The sequence below is a fragment of the Octadecabacter arcticus 238 genome, assembly GCF_000155735.2.
Lineage (GTDB): Bacteria > Pseudomonadota > Alphaproteobacteria > Rhodobacterales > Rhodobacteraceae > Octadecabacter > Octadecabacter arcticus.
Window position 1 is genome coordinate 3,880,385 of record NC_020908.1, and the last position, 25,183, is coordinate 3,905,567.

Annotated in this window: 22 protein-coding genes, 1 tRNA gene and 3 pseudogenes; 15 read left to right on the top strand and 11 right to left on the bottom strand. The window is 54.2% G+C overall.

Annotated features, from left to right (window positions below):
* Positions 1 to 4 precede the first annotated feature (4 nt).
* The 3 genes from OA238_RS19975 to OA238_RS19985 all read right to left on the bottom strand — a co-directional run bounded on the left by OA238_RS19975 (position 5) and on the right by OA238_RS19985 (position 3,639).
* A complete protein-coding gene (locus OA238_RS19975; RefSeq protein ID WP_015496597.1) occupies positions 5 to 1,072 on the bottom strand; it encodes an IS630 family transposase in 1,068 nt (355 codons plus the stop codon).
* A gap of 127 nt (positions 1,073 to 1,199) precedes the next feature.
* Positions 1,200 to 2,267, bottom strand: a complete 1,068-nt coding sequence (locus tag OA238_RS19980) for an IS630 family transposase (RefSeq protein WP_015496598.1) — start codon at positions 2,265 to 2,267, stop codon at positions 1,200 to 1,202.
* Positions 2,268 to 2,469: 202 nt separating this feature from the next.
* A complete protein-coding gene (locus OA238_RS19985) occupies positions 2,470 to 3,639 on the bottom strand; it encodes an ISAs1-like element ISOan1 family transposase (RefSeq protein ID WP_083906784.1) in 1,170 nt (389 codons plus the stop codon).
* 218 nt (positions 3,640 to 3,857) lie between these two features.
* Between OA238_RS19985 and OA238_RS34070 the strand changes: the two genes are divergently transcribed.
* The 4 genes and pseudogenes from OA238_RS34070 (at position 3,858) to OA238_RS34075 (ending at position 7,398) form a co-directional block, all read left to right on the top strand.
* Positions 3,858 to 4,079: a DUF6444 domain-containing protein gene (locus OA238_RS34070; RefSeq protein WP_015495645.1), complete on the top strand. Its 222-nt coding sequence runs from the start codon at positions 3,858 to 3,860 to the stop codon at positions 4,077 to 4,079.
* A gap of 15 nt (positions 4,080 to 4,094) precedes the next feature.
* A pseudogene (gene tnpC / locus OA238_RS19990) lies at positions 4,095 to 5,273 on the top strand (IS66 family transposase); the annotation flags it as partial.
* A 610-nt stretch (positions 5,274 to 5,883) separates the two neighbouring features.
* The gene (locus tag OA238_RS19995) at positions 5,884 to 6,525 is read left to right on the top strand and encodes a hypothetical protein (protein ID WP_044037235.1); all 642 of its coding nucleotides are present in this window, start codon (positions 5,884 to 5,886) and stop codon (positions 6,523 to 6,525) included.
* A 75-nt stretch (positions 6,526 to 6,600) separates the two neighbouring features.
* Positions 6,601 to 7,398: pseudogene (locus tag OA238_RS34075) on the top strand (LA2681 family HEPN domain-containing protein).
* Positions 7,399 to 7,745: 347 nt separating this feature from the next.
* On the opposite strand, the gene OA238_RS20010 reads toward OA238_RS34075, so the two are convergent.
* From OA238_RS20010 to OA238_RS20030, 5 genes are all read right to left on the bottom strand, one after another.
* Positions 7,746 to 7,822, bottom strand: a tRNA-Arg gene (locus tag OA238_RS20010).
* A 47-nt stretch (positions 7,823 to 7,869) separates the two neighbouring features.
* Positions 7,870 to 9,270 (bottom strand): sensor histidine kinase, encoded by a 1,401-nt coding sequence (locus tag OA238_RS20015; protein ID WP_015496600.1) that lies wholly within the window; start codon positions 9,268 to 9,270, stop codon positions 7,870 to 7,872.
* A 25-nt stretch (positions 9,271 to 9,295) separates the two neighbouring features.
* Positions 9,296 to 10,723: a dihydrolipoyl dehydrogenase family protein gene (locus OA238_RS20020; protein WP_044037242.1), complete on the bottom strand. Its 1,428-nt coding sequence runs from the start codon at positions 10,721 to 10,723 to the stop codon at positions 9,296 to 9,298.
* Positions 10,724 to 10,725: 2 nt separating this feature from the next.
* Positions 10,726 to 11,466, bottom strand: coding sequence for a TVP38/TMEM64 family protein (locus tag OA238_RS20025; protein ID WP_044037243.1), 741 nt, complete (start codon positions 11,464 to 11,466; stop codon positions 10,726 to 10,728).
* A 207-nt stretch (positions 11,467 to 11,673) separates the two neighbouring features.
* Positions 11,674 to 12,843 (bottom strand): ISAs1-like element ISOan1 family transposase, encoded by a 1,170-nt coding sequence (locus OA238_RS20030; RefSeq protein ID WP_083906669.1) that lies wholly within the window; start codon positions 12,841 to 12,843, stop codon positions 11,674 to 11,676.
* Between the two features lie 185 nt (positions 12,844 to 13,028).
* Here OA238_RS20030 and rpmH point away from each other — a divergent pair, with 185 nt between their 5' ends.
* The 3 genes from rpmH to yidD are packed head-to-tail and all read left to right on the top strand — an operon-like array spanning position 13,029 to position 13,827.
* Entirely contained in the window at positions 13,029 to 13,163 is a 135-nt protein-coding gene (gene rpmH / locus OA238_RS30585) for a 50S ribosomal protein L34 (protein ID WP_083903176.1), read from the top strand.
* A gap of 44 nt (positions 13,164 to 13,207) precedes the next feature.
* Positions 13,208 to 13,597: a ribonuclease P protein component gene (gene rnpA, locus OA238_RS20035; protein WP_015496603.1), complete on the top strand. Its 390-nt coding sequence runs from the start codon at positions 13,208 to 13,210 to the stop codon at positions 13,595 to 13,597.
* Between the two features lie 8 nt (positions 13,598 to 13,605).
* Positions 13,606 to 13,827, top strand: a complete 222-nt coding sequence (yidD, locus tag OA238_RS20040) for a membrane protein insertion efficiency factor YidD (protein WP_044038556.1) — start codon at positions 13,606 to 13,608, stop codon at positions 13,825 to 13,827.
* 45 nt (positions 13,828 to 13,872) lie between these two features.
* Here the strand turns inward: yidD and OA238_RS20045 are convergent, their stop codons facing one another.
* Positions 13,873 to 14,421 carry a DUF3833 family protein gene (locus tag OA238_RS20045; protein ID WP_044038558.1) on the bottom strand — a complete coding sequence of 183 codons (549 nt, stop codon included), beginning with the start codon at positions 14,419 to 14,421 and terminating at the stop codon, positions 13,873 to 13,875.
* A gap of 113 nt (positions 14,422 to 14,534) precedes the next feature.
* Here OA238_RS20045 and ttcA point away from each other — a divergent pair, with 113 nt between their 5' ends.
* The 8 genes from ttcA (at position 14,535) to OA238_RS20090 (ending at position 22,086) form a co-directional block, all read left to right on the top strand.
* A complete protein-coding gene (gene ttcA / locus OA238_RS20050; RefSeq protein ID WP_015496606.1) occupies positions 14,535 to 15,410 on the top strand; it encodes a tRNA 2-thiocytidine(32) synthetase TtcA in 876 nt (291 codons plus the stop codon).
* A 581-nt stretch (positions 15,411 to 15,991) separates the two neighbouring features.
* Entirely contained in the window at positions 15,992 to 16,801 is an 810-nt protein-coding gene (locus OA238_RS20060; protein WP_051076532.1) for an EAL domain-containing protein, read from the top strand.
* A 119-nt stretch (positions 16,802 to 16,920) separates the two neighbouring features.
* A complete protein-coding gene (gene yidC / locus OA238_RS20065) occupies positions 16,921 to 18,702 on the top strand; it encodes a membrane protein insertase YidC (protein ID WP_015496608.1) in 1,782 nt (593 codons plus the stop codon).
* Entirely contained in the window at positions 18,702 to 19,445 is a 744-nt protein-coding gene (locus OA238_RS20070; RefSeq protein ID WP_015496609.1) for an MOSC domain-containing protein, read from the top strand. The genes yidC and OA238_RS20070 overlap by 1 nt, the downstream gene beginning before the upstream one ends.
* On the top strand, positions 19,446 to 20,096 hold the full coding sequence (gene yihA / locus OA238_RS20075) for a ribosome biogenesis GTP-binding protein YihA/YsxC (RefSeq protein WP_015496610.1): 651 nt from the start codon (positions 19,446 to 19,448) through the stop codon (positions 20,094 to 20,096).
* An 18-nt stretch (positions 20,097 to 20,114) separates the two neighbouring features.
* Positions 20,115 to 20,981 carry an acetylglutamate kinase gene (gene argB, locus OA238_RS20080; RefSeq protein WP_015496611.1) on the top strand — a complete coding sequence of 289 codons (867 nt, stop codon included), beginning with the start codon at positions 20,115 to 20,117 and terminating at the stop codon, positions 20,979 to 20,981.
* The gene (locus OA238_RS20085; protein WP_015496612.1) at positions 20,978 to 21,592 is read left to right on the top strand and encodes a hypothetical protein; all 615 of its coding nucleotides are present in this window, start codon (positions 20,978 to 20,980) and stop codon (positions 21,590 to 21,592) included. The genes argB and OA238_RS20085 overlap by 4 nt, the downstream gene beginning before the upstream one ends.
* Complete coding sequence (locus OA238_RS20090; protein WP_015496613.1) at positions 21,589 to 22,086, top strand: SixA phosphatase family protein; 498 nt, start codon at positions 21,589 to 21,591, stop codon at positions 22,084 to 22,086. Before OA238_RS20085 ends, OA238_RS20090 begins: the two co-directional genes overlap by 4 nt.
* Here OA238_RS20090 and OA238_RS20095 read toward each other — a convergent pair whose 3' ends face one another.
* Both OA238_RS20095 and OA238_RS34080 read right to left on the bottom strand, forming a co-directional pair.
* A complete protein-coding gene (locus tag OA238_RS20095; protein ID WP_015496614.1) occupies positions 22,087 to 22,878 on the bottom strand; it encodes an amino acid ABC transporter ATP-binding protein in 792 nt (263 codons plus the stop codon).
* 11 nt (positions 22,879 to 22,889) lie between these two features.
* Positions 22,890 to 23,540 (bottom strand): annotated as a pseudogene (locus tag OA238_RS34080) (amino acid ABC transporter permease); the annotation flags it as partial.
* Between the last annotated feature and the right edge of the window lie 1,643 nt (positions 23,541 to 25,183).

Genomic DNA, 25,183 nt, shown 5'->3' on the forward strand with positions numbered 1-25,183 from the left:
CCCCTCAAATCACTTTGTATTCCTTGAGCGATATGACGCGGAAGTTGTCGGTGACGGTGTCGCGAAACTCTGGCCATTTTTCTGGCAGGGTCTTGCGGAAGAAGTCGAAAATGGCCTCTGTGAATTGGTTGAACGTTGCATAGTGCCGATTGTGGGTGACCCATTTGTGCATAACACCCCAAAGACGCTCGATCGGGTTGAGGTGCGGGGCATATGCTGGCAAGAAATGCAACTTCACCCGACGTTCTGGGCTGTCCAGCCATGGCTGTAGTATCTTGGCATGATGATAGCGGGCATTGTCGACAAAGACGTGGATGGCCGTCTTGGTTTGGTTGTTGCGTTCCAACTTTTCCAGCATCTGTCGGGTTGTCTGGGCATTGATCTTCTCGCCTTCCACAAAGGTGAACTGGAAAGTCTCAAGGTCAAGCGCGCCCTGAATGTTGAGCCGCTTGCGCCCTGATGTCGCCTTCAGGGCCGTCTTTTGTCCCTTGGGGAACCAACCATGGGCGGGGCGGCTCTGGTGTTCGGGGTGGACAGCGTCCGAAAAGACAACCATCTCATCTGCGGCCAACCCGTTCATCAGGGCCTCATATTTGGCAATAAACGCAGCCTGCTTGGCTTCATCGGCCTGTGCAGGCAGCAATTGTGGTTTCTTATACGCGAACCCCAGGCGGCGCATCAGCTTGGCGGCTCCCGACGTGCTGTAGTTTTGGTCGCACTCGGCTAGAACATAGGCACAGACCTCATCGGCATTGCGGGCAGGCTGCGCGGTGAAATGGGCTCTCACCGCCTGCTCTTGCACGACGGACAAATGAACCTGACGCTGGCTGTAGTCCTTCAGACCGAAAAACGATAGTCCCGCACCGGCAAAGGCAAATCGCCACTCCGTCAAAACTGTCGGGCCAATATCCAAAATCCGGCAAACCGTTCCGGCGTTTTCTCCTGCGTCCAAAAGAAGAAACGCGCGCGCCCGTTTCCAAACAAGGGCGTCAACTTTGCGGCGGCGGCAAAGCGCTTCAAGTGCTATGCGCTGCTCGTCGGATAAGGAGACTGTTTTGTATTGCTTGATCATAAACTCAAAATACAGACTGAACCGCCTTTGGCCATGCGACGAAGTGAATCGCAGGCACAAAATCGTCAGGTCAATTCAGGCGCAGAAGTATATGCTCCCGCGCCTGAATTGACCTGAGGTTTTCCCCTCAAATCACTTTGTATTCCTTGAGCGATATGACGCGGAAGTTGTCGGTGGCGGTGTCGCGGAACTCTGGCCATTTTTCTGGCAGGGTCTTGCGGAAGAAGTCGAAAATGGCCTCTGTGAATTGGTTGAACGTTGCATAGTGCCGATTGTGGGTGACCCATTTGTGCATAACACCCCAAAGACGCTCGATCGGGTTGAGGTGCGGGGCATATGCTGGCAAGAAATGCAACTTCACCCGACGTTCTGGGCTGTCCAGCCATGGCTGTAGTATCTTGGCATGATGATAGCGGGCATTGTCGACAAAGACGTGGATGGCCGTCTTGGTTTGGTTGTTGCGTTCCAACTTTTCCAGCATCTGTCGGGTTGTCTGGGCATTGATCTTCTCGCCTTCCACAAAGGTGAACTGGAAAGTCTCAAGGTCAAGCGCGCCCTGAATGTTGAGCCGCTTGCGCCCTGATGTCGCCTTCAGGGCCGTCTTTTGTCCCTTGGGGAACCAACCATGGGCGGGGCGGCTCTGGTGTTCGGGGTGGACAGCGTCCGAAAAGACAACCATCTCATCTGCGGCCAACCCGTTCATCAGGGCCTCATATTTGGCAATAAACGCAGCCTGCTTGGCTTCATCGGCCTGTGCAGGCAGTAATTGTGGTTTCTTATACGCGAACCCCAGGCGGCGCATCAGCTTGGCGGCTCCCGACGTGCTGTAGTTTTGGTCGCACTCGGCTAGAACATAGGCACAGACCTCATCGGCATTGCGGGCAGGCTGCGCGGTGAAATGGGCTCTCACCGCCTGCTCTTGCACGACGGACAAATGACCCTGACGCTGGCTGTAGTCCTTCAGACCGAAAAACGATAGTCCCGCACCGGCAAAGGCAAATCGCCACTCCGTCAAAACTGTCGGGCCAATATCCAAAATCCGGCAAACCGTTCCGGCGTCTTCTCCTGCGTCCAAAAGAAGAAACGCGCGCGCCCGTTTCCAAACAAGGGCGTCAACTTTGCGGCGGCGGCAAAGCGCTTCAAGTGCTATGCGCTGCTCGTCGGATAAGGAGACTGTTTTGTATTGCTTGCTCATAAACTCAAAATACAGACTGAACCGCCTTTGGCCATGCGACGAAGTGAATCGCAGGCCCAAAATCGTCAGGTCAATTCAGGCGCAGTAATATAGCAAAATTAAACCTTCAGGGGAAACCCAGACTTATGCTGAGGTCATATACAATAATTCGTAGCTCAGAGCAAGTCAACATGGGAACCAAGCCAGGGGAATCGCATGAGATTTAGGTGTTAATTATTTCGGCGAGGAAATCATCATCCCATGATGCAATGTGGCGCTTTGATCGCAGGCTATGCTTCCCCTTTACGGAGCGCAGCATGTTGCTTGCAGCGTGTTTTATGGTCGTAAAATTGGCTGGAGCATTGCCTTTTCGGATACGGCATTCATCGTCGCGAAACACCATGTCCATGACCCAATGCAGCCCGTTTTCTATTCCCCAGTGGTCACGGATGGCTTTGGCGTGATGTTCAGCATCTGATGTCATTGATGAAATGTAATAGCGGGTTTCGGCGCGCGTTTTATCCTGCAGGATGGCGTGGTACTGGACCATAACGATGCTTTTCAAACCGGGCCAATTGTGGTTCGCCTTAAGCCAGTCAATATCCGTGCACACTGTGACCCTCCTTGTTTCGATACGGCCATGAGACTTCTCTACCGTTTCGTGGTAAGTGACTGTTGTGTCGTCATAATCTACGGCCGCCTGTTCCGTCATGAATAATTCTGTGTCCTTGCGTAGGCTGCCCTGATTACCCTTCAAAGCGAGGATGTAGTCTGCTTCTTTGGAGATGATCTTCGCGGCGATTTCGCGTTGGCATCTCATAGCGTCGATGGTGACAATAGCCCCCTTCAGGGTGAGCAGCTCCAACAGTTCTGGTATGGCCGTTATCTCGTTGGACTTGCCGTCCACCTGCCGTTGCGCCAGCGTCAGATTCCATTCCGAACTCCAGGCCGAGATCATGTGAATTGCGGCCTTGCCGCCAGCTTTATCCAGGCTGCGGCGAGAGGTTTTCCCATCAATCGCGACCACTCCAGTCACCGTCTTGTTAAGGGAGGCCACCCAGTCGATAAAACAGGCCTGAAACGCCTCGGCATCCAAGGCCGCAAAGATGTTTCCAAGTTGGTCATGGGACGGTGTCCCGTCTGCAAAAGGTAGAAAACGCTTCAAAAAGCCCAGTTTCTTGGTCCCATATATCGAGATGGCCGTCCAGTCATTGGCACCTGACAAAACAGCGCATAGGGTTAAGAGGAGTATTTCCGGCAAAGGGTAAGTCACTTTAACCTCTTGACGTGAAACGCTTATCTCTGAAAAATGCGTAAGAAATTCAATGGGATGGACCTCAGGCGAACTTGGGTTTGGCATGGCATATGACCTCGTTAAACCAGTGAAGATCACCCATCGAATCAGCCTCTACAACATTTGTCATCGTTATTGTTCATGCGATTGCCCTGGGAACCAAGCAAAGTGAGATTTTTCGTAACTCCCAAGCACCCCAGCCGATAACGGGTTTTTGTCAGTTTTGATGTGAGTCTCCTTGGCCATTAGGCGCATGAATTTTCTGTTGTGGTCTGAATTTCGTGGCGCTGTGACGATTTCTCTGAATCATTGGTGGAATGGACCAAGTTACTGCTCTTGAACAACTCCTCGCCACGGCTCTGCGCAGGATCGCCGAGTTGGAAGCCGCGTTGGCGAGCATGGCGCAAGAGAATGCGGATCTGCGGCGTCAGTTGGCTAAGAACAGCAGTAATAGCAGCAAGCCGCCTTCGAGTGATGGGTTGAAGAAACCGGTACCGCGTAGCCTGCGTGGTAAGTCCGGTAAGAAAAGTGGTGGTTAAGTTGGCCACCGAGGTGACACCCTACGTCAGACAGCAACGCCTGACTTTGTGGAGCGACATGAGGCTGAGGCCTGTGGCACCTGTCAGCATGGCTTGACGGCTGGGATGATCAAGGCGGTGGAGAGGCGTCAGGTTTATGACATACCGGTGCCGCGTCTGGAGGTCACAGAGCATCAGGCAGCGATTTATTGTTGTGGCCATTGCCGAGCCACGACGACAGCCACCTTTCCCGATGGCGTGAATGCACACGTGCAATACGGTAAGCGCATTCGGGCGGCGGCGGTCTACTGCAATGTTCAGCAGCTGATCCCCGAGGATCGGGTCTGCCAACTCCTGCGTGATTTGTTTGGTGCCACCAGCCTATGCGCGGCCAGCGTGACCAACTGGGTGAACGGCACAGCGCGTACCTTGGGTGGCGTCGTCGAACACATTCTGGCCCGGCTCAATGAAGGCGGCGTTCGGCATCTGGATGAGACCGGACTTCGTGTTGCTGGTAAGCTGCACTGGCTGCACTCAATCAGCGATCTCGCCTTCACGCATTATCGCATCAGCGCCAAGCGCGGTGCTGTTCCATCCTTCCTGACCGGCGGGACAATTGTTCATGACCACTGGAAGTCCTATTACGCCCATATGAGTGGGGTGGACGCGCACGCCCTGTGCGGGGCGCATCATTTACGGGAACTCAAGGCCATCGAAGAAATCGAAAAGGAGCCGTGGGCGTGCGCGATGAGCGTGCTGCTCAACAGCGCCAATCAGCTCAAGTGCGCGGCTCAGGGGCGAGGCGAGACCGAACTCCCCACGTCGGTTCACCACGGCATCCTCACCAAATACATGGCTATCCTCACCGAGGGCCTCGCCTTCCATGAGCGACAAGACCCACTGGCTAGACGCACTGGTGCGCGAGGCCGAAAAGCCAGGCGGCCAGGCCATAACCTTCTGGTCCGCTTGCGCGACTACCGTGATGACGTCCTAAGGTTCCTTACGGACTTCACAGTTCCCTTCACCAACAATCAGGCCGAACGGGACCTGCGCATGATGAAGTTGCGCATGAAAATCTCGGGAACTTTCCGCACCCTCGAGGGCGCGCAGGTCTTCGCTGACATCAGATCCGTCATCTCGACGGTCAGAAAACACGGGGGCAATATCCTCGAAACACTCACCCTATCACCACAACAGATCATCGCTCGGCTCTAACGTCGCAAGGGCAACACAAAACCCGATATCCGATGGGGTCCTTGGGAGTTACGATTTTTCGCATCGAAGGGGCGCGTCAAAATATCAGCGTCGAAAAGCTGGCCCGCTTTGCCGATGCCGTAGGCACCAAACTGGATATCCGCCACGATCCAGTTTGAGCGCAACACCTGCCAAGCACCCTCTTAAAACCAAAACATATTTACCAAAAAAGCGCGGCATCGGAGCCTCAGACCGAATGGCAGTATCAACCCGTGCTAAGGGCGGCGATGTAAAATGGCTAGGCCTTGAGGAGTTCAGCAAGCGCTGGTCGTTTTGATCTGGCGGATCGCAAATTAGGATCACGAAAGTTTACTACACGACAGAAACCCCTTGCCACAATCTACGCGTCAAAAACGGTCGCTTTTAGGAAGGCAGTATGCCGTAGAACATGTCCGGTTTGAAACCAGAATTTCTGGATGCCACGCTGAGCAGGAATGTCAGTTATAGCGAATTCTGCGGCGGTTGCCGTATGGTATGTCCAACGGAGAATCTAGCTCCAATCTTGGGGGAAACAGATATCAGGTCGAGTGACTGTGGTCACGGTAGTCACCTTCGAATAGGGAGCGGAACGATGGTCGCCGAAAATACAGATGCGCGGATCGATGACCTTGCTCGGCGCATCGATTTAGCATCCGATGACGGCGACACTGCTGCACTCGAAAGCTTAGACGTTGAATGTGCTGAATTCCTAGGGTCTTGCGGGCCGCCTGACGCTTTGCTCCACTATTTACGCTCAAATGTTCAAGACGGTCTGCAATCCGCTCTAAATCCCCGAGATTGGGCATGGCGCCAACCCCACCGAGAGCTGCAAATCCTCTATCTCCGCCAAGCACGCACAGTGCCCTCATTCGATGAACTTAGCCCCTCCCGCCGCGCACAGATACTCACCAACCTTGCTAACCAGATGAGTACGCTGGGGCGTCCCATTGAAGCGTTGCGCCTCTACGAGTCCGTGTTAACGACGAACCCGCGGTTCGGAATGGCGCTCGCGAACCGCGGAGTCGCGCGCTTAACTTTCGCCCAGATGGTCCATGATGCGAGGCACCGCGTAGTCCTTGCAGCCTATGCGTGCCGCGATTTCGAGCGTGTAGTCGATCCAGACTTGGAGTGGGAAAGTGCTCCAGAGAATATTATCGCTCTGGTCAATGCGAAGGCCTCGAAGATCCGCTCCGACGTCGACATGGTCCTTGCCCAGACTAAAATGGACGGATGACCGCTCGGGAAAGGCCACGCGAAAGCCTACCGTCTTCGTATACTTAATCGGCGACTTTTCCTGAACCCTTTGGTAATGCTCGGGCTGCATTCCATTGCGGTCAGCGATCCGCTCCACCTACCAAGCCACAAATTCGCGGGTGGACCGGTTCCGCCGCTGCTCGGTTGGTACAATCAGATGAAGCAAGAGTTCGTCAGCGCACGCCTGCTTTATCACCAGGCGATGGAGGCAGAGCCGCTTGACGACCGCCCCCCACACTTTGCCGACGATGAGGTGCGTCTCTACGATACACTCGACTATCCAGTGTTCTCGATCGGCGCGGAATGGCTGCGGCTCGCGTTCCGCACGGCTTATGGCCTGCTCGACAAGATTGCGGGGTTTGTGAACTTGTATTTCGAACTCGGGCACAATTTGAAACAAGTTGATCTTCGCGGCGTCTGATACGCCACCCCCCGCAAGCGAAGCGCGCTTCATCCGAAGATCGCCGATTGTCAGAATCTCGCGCTTCGCGGCCTCTACTGGCTATCGTTCGATATTGTTGGAGAGACCAAGGGATCTGCGGATGGATTGGATGACGCGCTAGCACCCGAAGCCGCCCACCTAAAAGCTTTGCGCAATGCGCTCGAGCATCGCTGCCTCGTACTGACGACGGAGACGTTCGGAGCGCGCAACGACGACGGCATTGAACGCGAGGGCATCACTGCGTTCCAGCACAATACGGAGCGGATGCTCGAACTTGTCCACGAGGCACTTATTTTACTATCGCTCGCGATGCACGAAGAGGAGATGCGGAAGCTGCGAGATCGAAGCGACGACGCCCTTGTCTTTGAGACAAGGTTGACAAACTATAAGCGCGCTTGGAGCAATATCTGAGTCAGGCTTTGAGCGACTGTCCCCAGAACGTATGTCTGATCAAAACCGACCCTCGTGTACCGCGAAGCGCAAGCCCTGTTCGCACGGCCATGCCCGCTCACGATCACTTGTTTCACGTTTGCAAGGTTTTAGCCCGTGAGGCGCTTTCGTTCATGCACCTCATATGGCGAAATTGATGAATTGCCCAATGTGGGAGAACTAAATCTGCTTTCTGGATGATATCGCCAGAAATTGCTCAATCGGCTAGTCGACCCAGTGAGGGACAGACCAAAGGTGGCCTAAAGGGTGGACCACGCCGAGGATGGATTGCCTACCACCCTGAAGTATATAAGTAATTTATAAATTAGTGGTGCACCCGAGAGGATTCGAACCTCTGACCCCCTGATTCGTAGTCAGGTACTCTATCCAGCTGAGCTACGGGTGCATTAAGGGCGACTTAGCGATCATGTCTTGGCTTTGCAAGAGACAAATCTAAACGATTGTGGGCGAGAGGGTCAGGTCGGATTTCGGCAGGCTGATGACAAAGCGCGTGCCCCTCTCATCAGTGCGGTCAAGATCAAGCCGGCCGCCATGTCCGCGCACCAATTCCGCGGCAATAGCCAATCCCAAACCGGACCCACCAGAGGTTGTGCCTCCCTGAAAGGCCTTAAATAGATGCTCCTGCGCAGCCTTGGGCAAACCCGGACCAGTATCCGTGACCGCGATCTGCCAGAACGTGTCATTTTCTGAACCAACAACGCTAATCTCACCTGGCTTACCGCTCGCGACAATCGCTTGGCGGGCGTTGCGCACAAGGTTACCGATGACGCGATAAAGTTGTTCCGCGTCGGCACGCACGTTCATGCCCATCGGGATGTCTTCGGAAAACGACATGTCGTGGTCGCCGACGGCCAACCGTTCACCTGCAATCACATCATCCACGGTTTCTGCCAGCGACATCCGCGTCAGCCGCGGTGCGGGTTCTTCTGCGCGCCCAAATGTCAGCGTGCTTTCACACAAGTTCACCGCACGGGTGATGGAATTCACCAGTTTCGGGGCAAGCCTGCGAACTGTCGGATCTTCTGAGGCATCTATACGATCCGTAAACAGCACAGCAGACGTCAAGATATTGCGCAGATCGTGGCTGATTTTACTGACCGCACCACCCAATTGCGCGAGCCGTTCTTTCTGTTTTAGCGCGCCCGTCAGTTGGGTTTGCAGGCTCGCCAAGGCTTCTTCGGCCTCGCGTAGTTCGGTCACGCCAGCGTTCGGCATGATAATCAGTCGCGCGTCTTCGGGTGCCTTGGCGTAGGCCTGCATGTGATCCACAACGCCCTTGATCGGCTTCACGATAAAGCGGCGCACAGCCAAAAATAACAGACCAGCTGTCACAATCGAAATTATCGCCGAAAGAATGAGGATGTGGATGCCATAGTCGATCAGTGCTTCCCTTAATGGCGCAGATGGCAGAGTAATTTCAATCAACGTGCCGCCATCTTGCACGGGATTGCCAATGACACGAAACACCCGTTCCTCTGTGTCCCAAAGTCCAATCATTGCATCGCGGATGAGCATCCAAGCAGGTGGGTCGCGCATATCGAACGTCTTATGGATCGGCGCGGGGATCGGCGATGACAGGATCAACTGGCGGACTTCGTCGCGGCGCAGCACCACGTTATAAACGCCTGCGTTCTTCAGCAGCTCGGACTCAAGTTCTGGCATGATCATATCGTCGGCCAGTAACGTCAGCGACGCAATCTGCGCCCGTTCAAGCCGGTTAAGGAAATAGTCTTCGCGAAAACGCGCAACGGACGGCACAAAGATCAACAGCTCAGCAATCAACACGAACACCGTCGTGAGGATCAAAAAGCGCCCTGAGAGGGAATTTAGCATTCTGCCGTCCGTTTCTGTTCAGGTCTTAAGGCAGCCAGCGCTGCACCAATCCTACCACACGTTTGACCATAGGGCTTTCAAACAGCCTAGGGGTGAAATAGGCACCCGCCGCGCGTTTGTTAATCTCAGATATGGTCGGATAGGGTAGAACAGTTGCAGCAATCGCTGACATTTTCATCTTATTGGCAATTGCCATCGCCCACATGCCAATCAATTCGCCCGCCATAGCGCCCACAATTGATGCGCCAACAGGCTTACCTTTGATGACCATCACCTTAATAAGGCCTGTTGTTTTTCCTTCAGCGATGGCGCGATCATTTTCGTGGTATGGGAATCGCACAACTTCAACGTTGCCGCCAAATTTTTCTTTTGCTTGGGCTTCGGTCAACCCAACTTGCACCAGTTCGGGGTCCGTATAGGTCGCCCACGGGATGTGGTCCGTGCGCTGTTTGCTTGGAAGACCAAACAGCATCGAGCGGATCACAACACCTGCATGATAGCCAGCGACGTGGGTGAATTGCAGCCCACCAGCGGCATCGCCAACGGCGTAAACTTTTTTATTGCTAACAGACCGAAGGTCCGCGCCGACCTCAACACCGCCCCTGCCCCACTTGACGTCTGCCTTATCCAGATGAAGGTTTTCGACGTTCACTTTGCGACCTACCGCCATCAACAGATGCGAGCCTGTGAAATCGCCCTTTGGAGTGTGCACGGTCACTTTAGATTTTGCACCTTTGCTCCCACTGATCTTAGTGGCCTGCGCGTCTTCGATGATTTCAACACCTTCCGCGCGCAGACTATCCAGCACGATTGCCGCCATTTCTGGATCATCCTTACCCATCGCCTTGGCGCCTTCAATGACCGTCACTTTGCACCCCAGCCGCAAATGCGCCTGCGCCATTTCCATCCCAATGGGGCCGCCACCCACGATGATCAAATGTTCGGGGCGGGTGCGCAGATCAAAGATGTTTTCGTTTGTGTACACATCGACATCCTCCAAGCCGGGGATCGGCGGCACGAACGGGCCGGACCCCGTGGCGACGATAAAACGCCGCGCTTGGATGATCGTGTCACCTGCCTGAACTTCGGTTGGGCTGATGAATTTGCCAAATTCGCGGATCACGTTGACCCCGAACCCTTCAAAGCGTTCTTGGCTGTCGACAGGTTCAATTGTTTCAATGACACGACGTACATGGTCTTTGGCGGCCGCGAAATCCACGTCCGCCTTGACTGCTTTGACGCCCAAATCACCGGTGTGGCTCATGGCGTAGGCCTGTTTGCCAGCAGCAATCAGCGCCTTGGACGGAACACAGCCGTAGTTCAGGCAATCGCCGCCCATCTTGTGGCCTTCTAGCAAGACAACAGATGCACCCATCTGGGACGCCCCCGCCGCGATCGACAATCCGCCAGAACCAGCACCAATAATACAAACGTCAGCTTTGATACGGTCCATGATTATAGGCCTTTCTTGCCGCGCACGGCCTTGATGATAATAGGAAGGACAGCCAGCACACACAGGCCGATGATCGGCAACAGGATGTGGGGCTCAAATATGAGTCCAAGGTTCGGGGTTTCGCCCGCAGCAAAAACTTCGCCAAGCCCAGCGCCAACAGATGTGTAGACAACCGATCCAGGGATGATGCCAAAGAAGGTCGAAATCACGAAACGGCGCAAGGGCACTTCAAGGAACGCAGGGATCAAATTGGCGAGGAAGAACGGCACCGCAGGAACCAGTCGGATCAGGAACAACATCGACCATTGGTTTTCATCGATCCCGTCTTTGATTTTTTTGACGATGCCCTCGGACCCTTCAAGTTTCGCGCCCAGCTGTTTGCCGAATCCCCAGCGTGCGGCCATGAAAATGCCCGTTGCACCCATCGTTGCCGCGATCACGTTAAACAAGAAACCGGGGAACGTCGCGAACAGGAAACCACCCGCCAGCGTCATAATCGTCGCCCCCGGCAGACTGAACGCCACCACCACGGTATAGATGGCAATGAACACCAACACAGTCAGCAGGTAATTGGCATCGCGAAACGCAATCAGGCTTTCGCGATTTTCGGCCAAGGCGTCGAACGTCAGGTAATCACGCAAGAAATACGCACCTAACACAGCCACCACAGCGATCACGATGATTGGCAATCGTTTCACCAGGGCGCTGGATTGGGCGGAATCAGGTTCAGGGGTGTCGGTCATTTTTGTCACGTCTCTTGTTGCTAAGTGTGGATCGAGTTGCACCTTAGATGGACGAGCCCACACAGACTGCATACCCCTATCACGGCGCGTTGATGCAGGGCGTTCATTTGGCGGTTTTTTGTTGCAGTTGTCGTGAAGACTGTAACATTTGGCCTGCCCCATTGGTGCATTGTTGCAGACTTTCGCACCAGGGGAATCGCATGAGATTTAGGTGTTAATTATTTCGGCGAGGAAATCATCATCCCATGATGCAATGTGGCGCTTTGATCGCAGGCTATGCTTCCCCTTTACGGAGCGCAGCATGTTGCTTGCAGCGTGTTTTATGGTCGTAAAATTCGCTGGAGCATTGCCTTTTCGGATACGGCATTCATCGTCGCGAAACACCATGTCCATGACCCAATGCAGCCCGTTTTCTATTCCCCAGTGGTCACGGATGGCTTTGGCGTGATGTTCAGCATCTGATGTCATTGATGAAATGTAATAGCGGGTTTCGGCGCGCGTTTTATCCTGCAGGATGGCGTGGTACTGGACCATAACGATGCTTTTCAAACCGGGCCAATTGTGGTCCGCTTTAAGCCAGTCAATATCCGTGCACACTGTGACCCTCCTTGTTTCGATACGGCCATGAGACTTCTCTACCGTTTCGTGGTAAGTGACTGTTGTGTCGTCATAATCTACGGCCGCCTGTTCCGTCATGAATAATTCTGTGTCCTTGCGTAGGCTGCCCTGATTACCCTTCAAAGCGAGGATGTAGTCTGCTTCTTTGGAGATGATCTTCGCGGCGATTTCGCGTTGGCATCCCATAGCGTCGATGGTGACAATAGCCCCCTTCAGGGTGAGCAGTTCCAACAGTTCTGGTATGGCCGTTATCTCGTTGGACTTGCCGTCCACCTGCCGTTGCGCCAGCGTCAGATTCCATTCCGAACTCCAGGCCGAGATCATGTGAATTGCGGCCTTGCCGCCAGCTTTATCCAGGCTGCGGCGAGAGGTTTTCCCATCAATCGCGACCACTCCAGTCACCGTCTTGTTAAGGGAGGCCACCCAGTCGATAAAACAGGCCTGAAACGCCTCGGCATCCAAGGCCGCAAAGATGTTTCCAAGTTGGTCATGGGACGGTGTCCCGTCTGCAAAAGGTAGAAAACGCTTCAAAAAGCCCAGTTTCTTGGTCCCATATATCGAGATGGCCGTCCAGTCATTGGCACCTGACAAAACAGCGCATAGGGTTAAGAGGAGTATTTCCGGCAAAGGGTAAGTCACTTTAACCTCTTGACGTGAATCGCTTATATCTGAAAAATGCGTAAGAAATTCAATGGGATGGATCTCAGGTGAACTTGGGGTTGGCATGGCATATGACCTCGTTAAAACAGTAAAGATCACCCATCGAATCAGCCTCTACAACATTTGTCGACATCGTTATTGTTCATGCGATTGCCTTGACTTTCGCACCTTCACACGTTGACACATGCCACGCCCCCCCCTAAAGAACGGGTTTCGAGATACCACGATAAATTCTTGAGGCTCGAATCCTACTTCAGGGTTCGCCCAAACACCGGAGAGACGCAATGAAGCGTACATTTCAGCCATCCAACCGCGTTCGTAAGAACCGTCACGGTTTTCGCGCACGTATGGCCACCAAAGCTGGCCGTAATATCCTCAATGCACGTCGCGCTAAGGGTCGTAAGGAACTGAGCGCTTAATTGCGCTTGGTGATGTCGCGCAAACTACGCGCGGCCGATCCGACATGACGACGCCTGAAGAAGTTTTAGAAACCGCCGCGGCATCGCCTGCGGCGATTTCCGCGCGTTTTGCGGTGATGAAAACTCGCGCAAATTTCGTTGCTGCGTCCAAGGCCCGTTATGAGACCGCCACAAGCCTGACTGTGCAGATGCGGGATCGTCGTGATGGCGACGACTCCATGCGCGTGGGCTTTACTTGTTCAAAAAAAGTCGGAAATGCCGTGGCGCGAAACCGTGCCAAACGCCGCTTGCGCGAAATTGCGCGTCTTGATTTGCCCCACCTCGCCAAGCCCGGACACGACTACGTTCTGATTGGAAAAAAAGATCTAACCGCGACCCGTGAATTCGAAGCGCTACGGGCTGATTTAGCCAAAGCACTCGGCAAACTCGGATGAACCGCCGCATGTCGCCTTTGGCCTTGATCGCATCGCTGCCAATACGGTTTTATCGTCTGGTTTTTTCGCCTTGGGTTGGCCACGGTTGTCGTTTCCATCCAACATGTAGCGCCTACGCAATGGAGGCTTTGCGCAAACACGGCGGTATCAAGGGCACCGCGCTGACGATTCGCCGCGTGATCCGCTGCAATCCGTGGGGCGGGTCCGGCGTCGACAACGTGCCGGACTGACGACTTCGAACCAGTAAACTGAGAGGCTAGGCAACCGACAGACCGCTATTGCTTCTCAAACGAAATCACGACCTGTCCGATGTCGAGGCCGAACCGTTTCACATAGGCAATGTTCAGTAAGCGGTCATGTGTCTGCTGCCACATCCAATCATCAAACGAGACGCGCAATGTCTCTGTTGGGCCATCTGCGGCGGGCACAGGTAGATCGATCTGATATTGCCAGTTGAAACGATCACCTTGTTCTTGTCCGACAGCTATGCCGATTACCCCCGGCGCTGTCCCCTCCCATGTCTGGTCCGCGGTCACAGGACCGGTCTTTACCAATGTCCAAATCCGCTGTTCGACTGATCCGTCCTCGTAGACGAAATCCTCAACCAACCGCAGGCGCTCCCCGTCCCAATCCCCGCCAATGGTCACGACGAAGGATCGCCGGACTGTTCCCAGAACATCCTGAAATTGACCGTAGGCTATGAGGTCCCCATCAAAGAACGATTCAAGGTCGAATTGGACGTCCGATAAGCTGGCGTCATTAAACGATGGCTTTCCTGTGCAGGCGGCAAGCGCAGCAAACGCAATAAGGGTAATATGTTTCATAACAAGTATACGCAGCCCCCGCGTTGGTGGATGACCGGACCGGATCGCGACGTAGTCCATTATCCCCGCTCTGCCCTCTTGTTCGACCCAATGCGCCACTGTATTCCCGAATCATGCTTGATCATCCAGACGACATTCATCCGCTATTTTATGGCGCCCCCAAGACGACAGCGTTCAAAAAGCTGCGCAAGCGGCTGATCCAGAATACGCGCGAAGCGATTGAAAAGTACGGGATGCTTGATGACCGTGCTGATCGACCGAAATGGCTGGTCTGTCTGTCGGGTGGCAAAGACAGCTACACCCTTTTGGCGGTGTTACACGAATTGCAATGGCGCGGGTTGTTGCCCGTTGATCTATTGGCCTGCAACTTAGACCAAGGCCAGCCGAATTTTCCTGCTACAATTTTGCCCAAATTCCTTAAGGACATGGGGGTGCCACACCGAATCGAATACCAAGACACCTACTCAATTGTCGTAGACAAAATCCCTATGGGCCGAACAATGTGCGCATTATGTTCACGTTTACGGCGCGGAAATCTTTACCGTATTGCCCGTGAAGAAGGCTGTAGCGCAGTCGTGTTGGGCCATCACCGCGACGATATTCTTGAGACGTTTTTCATGAACATGTTCCACGGTTCGCGGCTTGCAGCGATGCCGCCAAAACTGCTTAATGAACAAGGCGATTTATTTGTCTTTCGCCCGCTCGCACATGTTGCTGAAGAAAATTGTGAAAAGTTCAGCAGTTCAATGGGTTACCCCATTATTCCGTGTGATTTATGCGGGTCGCAGGATGGCCTGCAACGCCAACAAATCAAGGCCATGCTGGATCAGTGGGAAACCAATTCGCCAGGACGGAGGCAAAAAATGTTCACCGCGTTAAGCAATACCCGCCCTTCCCATTTGTTGGACCCTTCGATTTTCGATTTCAAAGGACTGAACCGCGGTTCCGACGAATTGGACAACGGCGACTTATCCATTTCGGGCCATTAACGTTCCTATAAGAACGCTGCCCTATTGAAACATCCAATCCTGTTTTTTTCACGCGACAGGTTTAGGAAAGGTCCATCAATCGTTCGGGTGCGCCTATTGGTTTGCGATACAAGGCTTACTCTGCAAGTGGCATCGCTGTGAGTTGCATGACAGCGATTGCGATCCTCGGCCTGCCAGGCATCTTGGCGAACCTGATTTTCAGGCCCCTCCAGCCCCCCCTTAATCGTTTTGCCGTCAGGACGGCAGCTTGATGTTGCGGAGACTGACCCGAAAGATAAATGCGATTTCATCGTTGGATGCCTGTCGCGTTTCTTGGGCGAAATTTGTCATCCAACTGTCGCCATGATCGTCGAAATCAATGACTATCAAAAGCTTGAAGAAGTATACGGTGGCGGGTCGTTAGAAAGCGCGCTGACATTCACTCAGAGCGTGATTGAAGAGTATCTGACGGAGGCAGACGTGACCATTCATCTAGACGGGTCGAGGTTTATGTCAGCCTTCGCGTCGCAAGCCCCCATGAACCCAACGCAATGCTCAACACATGTACCCACATCCAACATGCGCTGGCGAATGTGCGATTCATGACCGGTCTACCTGTGCCGTTGACCGCATCGATGGGGGTCGCCACATCCAATAAGCTGGAACGTCCAACGACCGAAGGCCTGACGCAAGCTTCGTTCTTAACGCTGGCGGAGGCCAGCCACAAAGCACCGGGAGCAGTGCGCGCCTTTTCCGAGGCACTGTTGTCACGACAGGCCGCACGGAAAAATCGCCAGCGACGCGAAACGATGATCAAGAAGGCTCTTCAGGCGCTTACATTTTGGGGCAAAGCGGGACTGACTGCCCCACGAATTTGTGTCAATTTTTCAATCAGTGAACTGCGCAACACCCGCCTTGTAGATCGTAACGCAATACATTTGGATGTCAGCAATATAGCGCCCCACCGTTTAGTCATTGAGGTTCTGGAGACTGGTATCGCCGATGGCGCAGATGATGACACTATCGGCAATCTTGCGGCGTTGGCCGATCTAGGCTGCTGGATTGATCTGGATGATTTTGGCACAGGCTATGCGTCAATCACCAACATTCGACGCTTCAGTGTCGGGCGCATCAAGATTGATCGCTCATTCGTGGCAGGCATCGATACGGATTCCGAACAACGCAATATGGTCGCAGCGATTTTGATGATGGCTGACAGGTTAGGCGTACAGACTTTGGCAGAAGGTGTTGAAACGCGGGGCGAAAAGGATGCGTTGAATGCTTTGGGTTGTCACGATGTGGAAAGTTTTCATATCGCGCGGCCGATGCCTGTGGAAGAAACCATCCAATGGGCGAAGGCCTATTTCCACCAATCCCAAGAGCCCGTGCTTTTCTCCAAACGCGCGAGCTGACCCATACAATGTGACAAAGCCGCCCAGCGTCCACAGAATTAAGGCAAAAGCGCTTGACCTTTGTTGCTCCGACCTGTTGAACCTGCTTGATATTTCAAATGCAGTTTCAGGCGGCTTAAATGGACGACCAGAACAAGAATATCATCCTCGCAACAGCGCTCAGCTTCATCGTGATTCTGACCTGGTTCGTTCTGTTTCCTCCTCCAGAGGTGGCTGAACAAGCGCCAACAACAGAGATCACGACGACAGATGGCACGACGCTCGGAGTAGACGCGCAAATTCCAGAGCAGGTCGGCGAAGTCGCCGTTCTCGCGCCTCTTTCCGCCGAAGACGTTATTGCAGACGCACCCCGCCTCGTGATCGATAGTGAAAGCCTGACCGGATCGTTGTCTCTGACGGGTGGTCGCATTGATGACCTTTCCCTCAAAGGCTACCGTGAGACACTGAAACCCGATGCTGATCTCGTTCGACTTCTGTCGCCAATTGGGACCGATTCGCCTTACTATGCTTTGCACGGCTGGGTCGCTGCCGTGGGTGCAACCGCAGACCAAGTCCCCGGTGCGTCAACTCAATGGCAAATAGAATCAGGCGAAACGCTGTCACCGGGGAGCGACGTAACCCTTGTTTGGGGCAACGGTGCTGGACTGACGTTCCGCAAAACGTTCGCTGTAGATGAGGAATTCCTGTTCACGGTCACGCAAACCGTTGAAAACACGACCGGTGCTGAAATCGCATTGCGCCCGTACGGACTAGTGGCGCGTCATGGCGAGCCTGACCAGATTGGCTTCTTCATTCAGCACGAAGGCGTTGTGCGGATGTCGGACGGGTCGATGGAAGAAATTAACTACGACGACATGCCCGATCTCACGACAGAAGAGAGCCGCATCGAAGTCACAGAAAATGGGTGGATCGGATTTTCAGATCAATACTGGATGACCGCGTTGATCCCGACACCCGGTCGCGACTTTCGCTCTACTGCCAAGTTTGCCAACGACATCTATCAGATTGAAACCGTTTACCCGATGATTACTGTCGCGCCTGGCGCAACGGCCTCAGCGGACACTCAGTTCTTTGCCGGTGCGCAAGAATGGGAAGTCATTCGGAGCTACCAAAACGATCTCGGTATTGATCGGTTCCTTGATAGCATCGACTGGGGCTGGTTTTTCTTTTTGACCAAGCCGATCTTTGCTATGCTTCATTGGCTCAACGGACTCATCGGCAATATGGGTTGGTCGATCATTTGTCTTACGTTTGTGATCAAAGCGCTGTTGTTGCCACTGGCCTACAAATCCTATGTTTCGATGGCCAAAATGCGGGAACTTCAGCCCGAGATGGCGAAGCTGAAAGAAGCCGCAGGCGACGATCGTGAGAAGCTCCAGAAAGGCATGATGTCTCTTTATAAAGAGAACAAGGTGAACCCTGCATCTGGTTGTCTACCGATCTTGATGCAAATCCCAATCTTCTTCTCTCTCTATAAGGTGATTTTCGTCACAATCGAGCTGCGGCACGCGCCGTGGATTGGCTGGGTCAATGACTTGAGCGCGCCAGACACATCAACACTGTACAACCTGTTTGGCCTGCTGCCATGGGGCGCCCCAGAGCCTGACTCGATCCTCGCGCTGGCCTTCATCGGCGTCATGCCAATCGTGCTTGGTATTTCCATGTGGTTGCAACAAAAGCTAAATCCAGCCCCCACGGACGCAACGCAGAAGATGATTTTTGCCTGGATGCCTTGGGTCTTTATGTTCATGCTTGGCGGCTTCGCAAGTGGTCTCGTGTTGTATTGGATCGCGAACAACTCGATCACATTCATGCAGCAATACGCCATTATGCGCAGCCAAGGCTTCAAGCCTGACCTGTTCGGCAACATCACCGGGCGCAAAAAACCGGACCCTGAGTGATGGGAACGGTCGCTGAACTTTGGCGGCACCCCATAAAAAGCCACGGTCGCGAACCCCTCGCGACTGTGGATCTGAACGCCGGAAAATGCATGCCCTGGGACCGTCATTGGGCGGTCACCCACGAGCAGACCAAATTTGATGGGTCCGGTTGGTTCTATTGCCGTAACTTCATGATCGGGTCCCGCGCACCAAAATTGGTGGGCATTTGGGCAGAATTTGATGATGTTTCCGGTACGATAACGTTGCGCCACCAAGATTGTGGCGAGATCACATTCAACCCAGATCAAGACGACGCGGCATTTCTCGCTTGGGTGGCGCCGCTCTGCCCAGCAGACCGCGCGGCACCTAAAGCCATCGTGAAGGCAGAAGGCCGCGGCATGACTGATAGTGAAATACCGTCAGTTTCGGTCACCAACCGATCCAGTCACGAGGCTGTAGAATCAGCAATCGGCCACCCGCTTGAGATGGAACGCTGGAGGGCCAATATCTGGCTCGACGGTATTGATGCTTGGGATGAACTAGACTGGGTCGGTAAGAAAATTCGAATCGGCGAAGCGGAGCTCGAGGTCCGTGAACCCATCGTGCGCTGTTTGGCGACAGCGACGAATCCGGTGACAGGCGTGCGCGATACAGACACGCTTGGCGCTTTGAAAAATACATTCGGCCACCAGCACTTCGGCGTCTATGCCGTGGTGACAAAAGATGGCCATGTCGCCCTCGGCGACCAAGCACAGGTACTGTAAATGCAACTTCCTTTTCCTTCCGCAGAAGAGCCCGATGAAATAACCCGCGAGGCGGGCCGCAAGATGTTTGCGGGTGAAACCGACTTCGTCAAAGGCGTTGTCGCGATGGAAGGCTTGCCCGATCCAGACCGCCCTGAGGTGTGTTTTGCAGGGCGATCCAACGTTGGGAAATCAAGCCTGATCAACGCCCTGACCGGTCGTAAGGGCCTCGCGCGGGCGTCAAACACGCCTGGCCGCACGCAGGAGATTAATTTCTTTACCGTCGGCGAAAGCCACTACCTCGTCGACCTTCCCGGATACGGCTACGCGAACGCGCCCGTCGCGGTCGTTGAAAAATGGCAGCGGTTGTTGAAAAATTACTTGCGCGGCCGCGTGACATTGCGCCGCGCATTCGTGCTGGTCGATGCGCGTCATGGCATCAAATCCGTGGACGAAGAAATCATGGCCTTGCTCAGCAGCGCTGCGGTGACGTTCCAATGTGTGATGACGAAGACCGATAAGCTAAAAAAGGGCGAGTTGGACGCGGTTTTGGCGCAAGTGCGCGTCAAGCTTTCCAAGTTTGCCTCTGCATACCCTGAAATGGTGATCACATCGTCCGAAAAGGGTGAGGGCATTGAAACATTGCGCGCAATCATTGCAGGGATAGACTGACCCCCGAAGGACGCCTTGATGAGAAAGCAAGACATGAACCGCGACTGGATCGCCACGGCCGCCACGCTCAGCGCGGCGCTGCCCTATCTGCAACGCTACAATGATGCGATTGTGGTCATTAAGCTGGGTGGCAACGCGATGTCGTCCGAAGAGGCGATGGATAACTTCGCGCGCGATGTGGTGCTGATGCAGCAGGTCGGCGTGAACCCAGTGATCGTCCACGGGGGTGGGCCAATGATCAACGACATGTTGGACAAGCTCGATATTAAGTCGGAATTTCTGAACGGCAAGCGTGTGACAGACAAGGCGACTGTTGAAGTCGTTGAGATGGTGCTGTCGGGTCGGGTGAATAAATGGATCGTCAACGCGATCAACCGTCAGGGTGGCCGCGCCGCCGGTCTGTCTGGCAAAGACGCAAATTTGATGACCTGCGATCAAGATGCGCCAGAATTGGGGCTGGTCGGCACACCTGCCGAGATTGACACGAAAATTCTTAAAACATTGTTTAACGCCAACACCATACCAGTTATCGCGCCGATTGGTGCGGGGCGGAACGGTGAAACTTTGAACGTGAACGGCGACACTGTGGCGGGCGCGATTGCGTCTGCGCTGGCGGCGGATCGCCTTTTATTGCTGACGGATGTGTCCGGCGTGAAAGACGCGGACGGGAATGTTCTAACCGAACTGACGCCAGAACAAATCGCTGACCTTACAACGTCCGGTGTAATTGCGGGCGGTATGATCCCGAAAACGCAGACCTGTCTGGCAGCACTTGCGGGCGGTGTGCGGGCCGCCGTCATCTTGGACGGACGTGCACCAAATGCCTGCCTGTTGGAACTTTTCACCGAACACGGTGCGGGGTCAATTATCAGGGTCGCGCGATGACGCTGGACGACATCGTAACGGCTGCCCACGCGCTGCATCTGACCCCGCTTGGGGGCTTTCACGAAGGCGACACGACCACGATCCTGCTTGGGCCGTTGGAACCAGAGTTTTGGACCTTTGTGACGGAGCAGCCCGAATTCAGCGGCGCTGATCCGCTGGACAATTGGTCTAGTGCCGCAATAGCGGCACTGGCGGAATCCACTAGTTCGCAGGCATTTTTCCCGTTCGGTGGTCCACCCTATCATCCCTTCATCTCTTGGGCGCTGCGCAGCGGTGAGACGTGGCAAAGCCCTGTCAGTTTGCTGGTTCATAAGGACGCAGGATTGCTCGTGTCCTATCGCGGCGCGCTGCGGTTTGATGGTCGTATCGACTTGCCAGTCCCGGCCTTGAGTCCGTGCGACACTTGCGCAGACAAACCCTGCTTGACCGCCTGCCCCGTTTTGGCACTTTCCCCAAAAGGCTACGACGTACCAAGCTGCAAGGCGCATATTGACACTGACGCGGGTTGCCGCGAGGCCTGTCGCGTGCGCCTGGCCTGCCCCGTCAGCCAAACCTACAGCCGCGATCCAGCACAAACCGCATTCCACATGGAGGCATTTCACCCGTCATGACCAAACGCTTAATCCTGATCCGCCACGCAAAATCGAGCTGGGATGCCCCGTTTGATGACCATTCCCGAACGCTTAACAACCGAGGGCGAACGTCCGCGACTGCGTTGGGCAGTTACCTGAAGATGCGCAGCGACTGCCCCGATGCGATCTATTGTAGCGATGCGGCACGCACGATTGAAACGACAGAGTGTATTGTCGCAGCGATGGGTACTACGCCCACCATCCACCACCTAAATAAGATGTATAATGCATCCCCTGCAGCGCTGTGGAACGTGTTGCGCAAGGCTGAGGGGGATGTGGTCGCGCTTGTGGCGCACAACCCAGGCATTGCATTCTTCGCAGAGGACGTCGTCGACAAGGCACCAGATCATCCGCGATTTATAGACTACCCAACGTGTGCGACATTGGTCTGTGATTTCCCCACAAACGACTGGGCCAAAGCAGTTTCCCACTCCGGCCAAGTTGTCGATTTTGTGGTCCCGAAAGACCTTTAATTAGTGGCCGAGGATCTGGCTGAGGAACAGCTGCGTCCGTTCGGATTGTGGGTTGTTGAAGAATGCTTCTGGTTCGTTCTCTTCCACGATCTGGCCCGCATCCATAAAGATCACGCGATTTGCAACCTGACGGGCAAAGCCCATTTCATGGGTCACACAGATCATCGTCATACCTTCTTCGGCAAGTTCGATCATCGTGTCCAAGACTTCTTTGATCATTTCAGGGTCAAGCGCCGACGTAGGTTCGTCGAACAACATGATGCGCGGCCGCATGCACAGCGAACGGGCGATAGCGACGCGCTGTTGCTGACCACCGGACAACTGACCGGGGTATTTGTCAGCCTGCTCGGGGATCTTTACCTTCCGAAGGAAATGCATCGCCGTTTCTTCGGCTTCCTTCTTGGGTGTTTTACGCACCCAGATCGGGGCCAGCGTGCAGTTCTCAAGGATTGTCAGGTGTGGGAACAAGTTGAAGTGCTGAAAGCACATGCCGACCTCTGAGCGGATTTTATCGATGTTCTTCAGGTCCGATGACAGCTCAGTGCCGTCGACCAAGATGGTGCCCGCTTGGTGCTCTTCCAGACGGTTGATGCAGCGTATCAACGTCGATTTGCCGGAACCAGAGGGTCCACAAACAACGATGCGTTCCCCACGGTTTACCGTGAGATTGATGTCGCGCAGAACGTGAAATGTTCCGAACCACTTGTTCATATCGGTAATCGAGATAGCGACCTCATCAGAGACCTTCATCGCGTCGCGATTAACTTCGCGTTCTGTTGTTGTGTCAGACATTGTTGGTCTCCTTAACGGTGTTCACGTTGAAGCTTTTTCTCGAGATGTAGGGAATAGCGGCCCATGCTGAAGCAAAAAATGAAGAACAGCGCACCGATAAAGACAAACAGTTCCCAATAGATGCCGTTCCAATCCGTGTCTGCACGGATCAAGTTTGAAAAGCCGATTGGGTCAGACAATCCAATAAACACCACCAGCGTGGTATCTTTGAACAATCCGATAAATGTGTTCACGATGCCAGGAATAGATATTTTCATCGCCTGTGGCAGCACGATCAACCGCATGGACTGCCAGTAAGACAGGCCCAATGAATCTGCACCTTCATACTGTCCAGTTGCCAAAGCTGCGAGGCCGCCGCGGATAACTTCCGCGATATAGGCCGCCGCGAACAGTGTCACCATGATGATCACGCGCAGCAAGAGGTCGAAGTTCGTGCCGGGTGGCAGGAAGTAGTTCAACAACAACGAGCCGGTGAAAAGCCACACGATCAGCGGTACACCACGGATCACTTCGATGAAGGTCACACAAATCTTGTTGACGATAAACAGGTGCGACTGACGACCGAGTGCGAGCAGAATACCCAATGGCAGCGACAAAACGATACCCGCGATGCCAATGATAAGCGCCAACATGAAACCACCGATATCACGGCTATCAATCGGGCGTAGACCCACCCGACCAAGTTCGACGTAGGTGTCTGCAATCGACGCTTTGGTGCTCAATTCATTACTTTGTGCGTCGAGGTAGCCGCTCAACGCGGCTTGTTCGTCACTGCTCGCATCGTTTGGCAATTGACTGACGGCTATCAGACCGCGTTGGTTGCGGGGCAACGCGTCCCGAAGTGCGATCGTCTGTTCGCGCAAATCGGGCAGCGACGCCTCTTGGTCAGGCAACGTCATCAACGACGATAAGAAACTACGTCCGGCGGATTGGGCCGTCGATACGCGGAACGAGTCCTGCGCCACCACTGTCGCTTCGTCACGCAACGTCGCAAGGTTGCCCATTTGGCTGAGCAGCGCTGCTTGTGGTTCAACAAGATCATCCACGTTCGATGCAATAACTTTGTCTAGAATGCTGCTTAGCGTGGCGATATCTGCGTCCAAACTGGCGATTACAGCCATGATATCCGTGCGCAATGCACCAATGTCATCCAGTGATGATCGCGTGGAAATGCCTTGCGAGCGTTCTTGCAGTGCAGCCAGCGGGTCAATCAACGTTGCCTTAGCCACCAATGTGTCCGCGTCCGTCAGGATCGATGGATCCCCAACTGCTGCGGTCGCGACCATCTCAGCGGCGACAACACTTGGTTCTACGGTGTCATTTTCAATGTCAGCGATCGAATCAGCCAAAAGACCTGACACGTCCTGAATGAGGCCAGAGGCCCGATCAGAGGCAACTTGCGCCTTGGACACATCGGCCTCGGAGGCATCACTTGCAACCGTTGGCACGCCATCCCATTCGTTCAGGATTGCCACCAAATTTTCGAGGCTTTCCTCCGCACCAACAAGACGTCGCAGGACGATCTCTTTTGGTTCGAGTTGCGACTCGATGGCGAATTCTTCGCTGCGAATTTCAGCCATGGCCTGAAGCATGCCATTTTTAACAGCCACAGCGTCAGCGATTCCCGCGGCTTGTTCTTCTGAAATTATTTCCATTTCCGCAACTTCACGCGGCAGGCGGTCGGCTTCTTCTTGCAGCGTTGCGATCGTGCTTTCCAGTCGGGCACCACCAACCATCTTGTTTAAACCGTCGTTGATCGGGCCCATGATGGCACCCCACCACAACAAGGCAGCAACGACAGCGCCAAGATTAGCAACAATCGGACCCGTGATTTTACCGAGTACCTTGAGGACAAGAACACCAACGACAAAGCCCATCGCAGCCAGAACCGGTGCCCAGAATGCCCCGCCCCAGATTAACCATGTGGCGATGAACGGGTAGGCTAGCGAGAACCAGATCAGCTGACCGGGGACTTTGTCAGCGAACAATACCGGCGCGAGCGCGACGAAGAACAGCGCGAAGGCGAGGATCGGACGCCAGTACAGTTCTGGCGGATAGAAACCGAACATGATCTGCAACCAACGGTCTTCGATAACGGCCCAGCATGCGCCGCCATGACTGCTTTTGTAGAACGAAGACAGCACTTCGCGACATTCGGTGAGAGAGCCTGCATTCCAGACCCCACCGAAGGCCCATGGAAGGACCAAAGACAGCGCGAGATAGACAACATACAGCGATACCACTGTCAGCAAGATGTTGAGCCAGCCAGAAAACAGGTTGGTGCGGATCCATTTGATCGCGCCAG

What these genes read in the sequence shown, in the direction of transcription:
- OA238_RS20095 (WP_015496614.1), bottom strand. Translation starts at nt 22,878, where the DNA reads ATGTCTGACACAACAACAGAACGCGAAGTTAATCGCGACGCGATGAAG.
- yihA (WP_015496610.1), top strand. Translation starts at nt 19,446, where the DNA reads ATGCAACTTCCTTTTCCTTCCGCAGAAGAGCCCGATGAAATAACCCGC.
- OA238_RS19975 (WP_015496597.1), bottom strand. Translation starts at nt 1,072, where the DNA reads ATGATCAAGCAATACAAAACAGTCTCCTTATCCGACGAGCAGCGCATA.
- OA238_RS20085 (WP_015496612.1), top strand. Translation starts at nt 20,978, where the DNA reads ATGACGCTGGACGACATCGTAACGGCTGCCCACGCGCTGCATCTGACC.
- rnpA (WP_015496603.1), top strand. Translation starts at nt 13,208, where the DNA reads ATGACGACGCCTGAAGAAGTTTTAGAAACCGCCGCGGCATCGCCTGCG.
- ttcA (WP_015496606.1), top strand. Translation starts at nt 14,535, where the DNA reads ATGCTTGATCATCCAGACGACATTCATCCGCTATTTTATGGCGCCCCC.
- OA238_RS20045 (WP_044038558.1), bottom strand. Translation starts at nt 14,421, where the DNA reads ATGAAACATATTACCCTTATTGCGTTTGCTGCGCTTGCCGCCTGCACA.
- yidD (WP_044038556.1), top strand. Translation starts at nt 13,606, where the DNA reads ATGTCGCCTTTGGCCTTGATCGCATCGCTGCCAATACGGTTTTATCGT.
- OA238_RS20060 (WP_051076532.1), top strand. Translation starts at nt 15,992, where the DNA reads ATGACCGGTCTACCTGTGCCGTTGACCGCATCGATGGGGGTCGCCACA.
- OA238_RS20090 (WP_015496613.1), top strand. Translation starts at nt 21,589, where the DNA reads ATGACCAAACGCTTAATCCTGATCCGCCACGCAAAATCGAGCTGGGAT.
- OA238_RS19995 (WP_044037235.1), top strand. Translation starts at nt 5,884, where the DNA reads ATGGTCGCCGAAAATACAGATGCGCGGATCGATGACCTTGCTCGGCGC.
- argB (WP_015496611.1), top strand. Translation starts at nt 20,115, where the DNA reads ATGAGAAAGCAAGACATGAACCGCGACTGGATCGCCACGGCCGCCACG.
- OA238_RS20020 (WP_044037242.1), bottom strand. Translation starts at nt 10,723, where the DNA reads ATGGACCGTATCAAAGCTGACGTTTGTATTATTGGTGCTGGTTCTGGC.
- OA238_RS34070 (WP_015495645.1), top strand. Translation starts at nt 3,858, where the DNA reads ATGGACCAAGTTACTGCTCTTGAACAACTCCTCGCCACGGCTCTGCGC.
- OA238_RS20025 (WP_044037243.1), bottom strand. Translation starts at nt 11,466, where the DNA reads ATGACCGACACCCCTGAACCTGATTCCGCCCAATCCAGCGCCCTGGTG.
- OA238_RS20015 (WP_015496600.1), bottom strand. Translation starts at nt 9,270, where the DNA reads ATGCTAAATTCCCTCTCAGGGCGCTTTTTGATCCTCACGACGGTGTTC.
- rpmH (WP_083903176.1), top strand. Translation starts at nt 13,029, where the DNA reads ATGAAGCGTACATTTCAGCCATCCAACCGCGTTCGTAAGAACCGTCAC.
- OA238_RS20070 (WP_015496609.1), top strand. Translation starts at nt 18,702, where the DNA reads ATGGGAACGGTCGCTGAACTTTGGCGGCACCCCATAAAAAGCCACGGT.
- OA238_RS19980 (WP_015496598.1), bottom strand. Translation starts at nt 2,267, where the DNA reads ATGAGCAAGCAATACAAAACAGTCTCCTTATCCGACGAGCAGCGCATA.
- yidC (WP_015496608.1), top strand. Translation starts at nt 16,921, where the DNA reads ATGGACGACCAGAACAAGAATATCATCCTCGCAACAGCGCTCAGCTTC.